The organism is Methylorubrum podarium (genome assembly GCF_022179745.1).
GTDB classification, from domain to species: domain Bacteria; phylum Pseudomonadota; class Alphaproteobacteria; order Rhizobiales; family Beijerinckiaceae; genus Methylobacterium; species Methylobacterium podarium.
The window spans coordinates 1-2,278 of record NZ_BPRD01000684.1 but is presented as its reverse complement, the minus strand read 5'-3'; the positions used below and the strand labels follow the sequence as shown (position 1 = coordinate 2,278).

Genomic DNA, 2,278 nt, shown 5'->3' with positions numbered 1-2,278 from the left:
TCGAGGCGCAGGATCGCCGCCTCGCGGGTGATGTCGTGGAAGAAACGGGCGAGCACGCCCATGAGGACCGCCCGCTTGTCGCCGGCCCGCTCCATCGCTTCGACGAGGACGGCGCCGCGCTCGCGGTCGCGCTCGGCCAGACCGAGGACGACCGCTTCCTTGGAATCGAAGTAGCGGTAGATGTTGCCCGGGCTCATGGAAGCCTCGCGGGCGAGATCCTGCATCGTCGTGCGGTGGAATCCGTTGCGGACGAAACAGGCTTCGGCGGCATCCAGAATGTGCTCGCGCCGCGCCGCCTGTCCGTTGCGAGCGTCGATGACGGCGCCGGCCGCTGCACTCATGACGAAGATCCTACGAAGCCGATGGACGCAGTGCGATCCGCCTCGCCGGTGAGCCGCACGGAGGCGCAGGCCCGCGGCTGGAGGTCGAGATCGGCGCAGAGACGAGCCTGCCAGCCGTCCGGGCCGGCGCCGGTCCAGCCGATCAGCGCGAACCAGCCGAGGGCGACGACGGCGCAGACGAGCAGGTTGGCCGGGGTGCAGACCGCGCGGACGAGACGAAGCGGGCCGAAGCCTTCCTGCGCCGCCGCGGAGCGATGTTCGACGCCGAGACCGATCGCGGGAGAGAGAGACGCCCGTTCACCGACAATCACGCTCATGGCCTGAACTCCGACGCTGTCGGGGCTTGATAGTGAACGTTCATTCTCGTGTCAATGAACGTTTATTCTCATGAGGTGCGGTCGCGCGCCTCGCGTTGCAGGTGAGGCATCGGCGCCACGCCTCCGGGCGGGTCTCGCTGCATTAACGATCCGGTTACCACGCGAGCCTAGCGCATCGATCAAGACGGGCACGCCTCCGCCGGCCGTCGACACTGCTTTCGCGAAGGTCCCGACGGACGGCGAGGGCAGAAGCAAGAACAGCCTCAGCGGAACGACCGTCGAAACGAGCAACGGACGCGTCGTTCGAGACCCAGATCATGTCCTCCGCAGATCTCGCCGCCTTTTCGTGGAATGCCGCGCGTGAACACCTTGACCTGTTCGGAAGCCTCGGGCTCTGCCTCGGCTTCGTCGGCGGGATGATGCCGCGGCGAAGTCTGATCCTCGTCACGTCGGCGGCCTGCTCAGCCTGCTTCGCGCTGCATTTCCTGCAACTCGGCGCGCAGACCGGGACGGCGATGTGCCTCGTCTCGGTGATGCAGAGCCTCGTCGCGGCGCGCTGGATCGGGCCGGACTCGCGCGCGGCCTGGGTCGCGCCGCTCTTCCTGGCGAGCAGCCTCGTCGCCCTCGGGCTGACCCTCGCGACGTGGAACGGCTGGCCGTCGGCCTGCGCCGGACTCGGATCGCTGCTCGCGACGACGGCGCGGCTTCAGGGGAATGCGCAGGCCATGCGCCGGGTCTTCCTCGGCGCGTCCTCGTGCTGGGTGATCCACAACACGCTTGTCGGCTCGGTCTTCGGCCTGACCTGCGACCTGCTCACGATTACGGCGCTGGTGATCGCGCTGGTGCGCGGCGGAGCGGCCAAGCCGGTCTCGCAGCCGGCTACCGCCGTCAGCCCGATCGGTCCGCTGCCGGGCGCTGCCTGAGGGGGAGGGGCGGCACCGCGTGGCGCCGCCCCCGTCGCGTTACTGATGGAAGAACTTCGGATCGAGCGCCGAGAGCGCGAGCAGGGCCGGTGGCATGGCGACGCCGGCCACGCGCATGGACCGGGCGGCCTCCCGGCAGGCGGCGAGATCGTTGGCGCCGGCCGCCGCCTCGATCTTCTCGACCGTCGCCGGGTCGGGCTTCGGCGACGGGGCGGGCGTCCCCGGAGCGGGGGGATTCTTGGCCTCGGCATTCGCCTTGGCGTGCGGGTTCACCGCCGGGTTGCCGGACTGATTGCCCGGAGCAGGTCCACTGCCGCTCTCGCTGACGGCACCGCTGAGGCCCGACGTCTTCTGAGGCTCGCCGCCACCCGCGGGCTTGCCGCCCTCGGTCTTGCCGGACGGGTTCGAGACGGCGGTCGCCTGCTGCGGCGGCGTCGCGGCCGCCTTGTTGGCCGGCTCCGGCTGTTTCACGAAGGCGGCCAGTTCCTGGCAGAGATTGGCCGGCTTGCCCGCCGCGATCGGGGCAGCGGCGGGCGGAGCGGGCGGGGTCGCGTCCTGCGCCGCGGCGGCGCCGACGAGGAGCGCGTACGCCGCGAGGCCGCCGGCCAGATGCCGGGTGAGGGGCGAGGGCTTCATCGGGTCACTCCGTCGATCGTTTGCGCTCAGGAGCGCTTCGGCTGCGAGGCCGTTCCCTCGG

The 2,278-nt window shown here is 70.6% G+C and carries 4 protein-coding genes; 1 reads left to right on the top strand and 3 read right to left on the bottom strand.

Annotation, left to right across the window (positions count from 1 at the left end; genetic code table 11):
• Together MFF42_RS25790 and MFF42_RS25785 are read right to left on the bottom strand one after the other, a co-directional pair.
• Positions 1 to 341 (bottom strand): TetR/AcrR family transcriptional regulator (locus tag MFF42_RS25790; RefSeq protein ID WP_238258811.1); only part of this gene is annotated, 341 nt, incomplete at its 3' end.
• Complete coding sequence (locus MFF42_RS25785; RefSeq protein WP_238258810.1) at positions 338 to 658, bottom strand: hypothetical protein; 321 nt, start codon at positions 656 to 658, stop codon at positions 338 to 340. The genes MFF42_RS25790 and MFF42_RS25785, both read right to left, overlap by 4 nt.
• A 317-nt stretch (positions 659 to 975) precedes the next feature.
• On the opposite strand from MFF42_RS25785, the gene MFF42_RS25780 reads away from it, so the two are divergent.
• A complete protein-coding gene (locus MFF42_RS25780) occupies positions 976 to 1,581 on the top strand; it encodes a YgjV family protein (protein WP_238258809.1) in 606 nt (201 codons plus the stop codon).
• Between the two features lie 39 nt (positions 1,582 to 1,620).
• On the opposite strand, the gene MFF42_RS25775 is transcribed toward MFF42_RS25780, so the two are convergent.
• The gene (locus MFF42_RS25775; RefSeq protein WP_238258808.1) at positions 1,621 to 2,217 is read right to left on the bottom strand and encodes a hypothetical protein; all 597 of its coding nucleotides are present in this window, start codon (positions 2,215 to 2,217) and stop codon (positions 1,621 to 1,623) included.
• Positions 2,218 to 2,278: the final 61 nt, after the last annotated feature.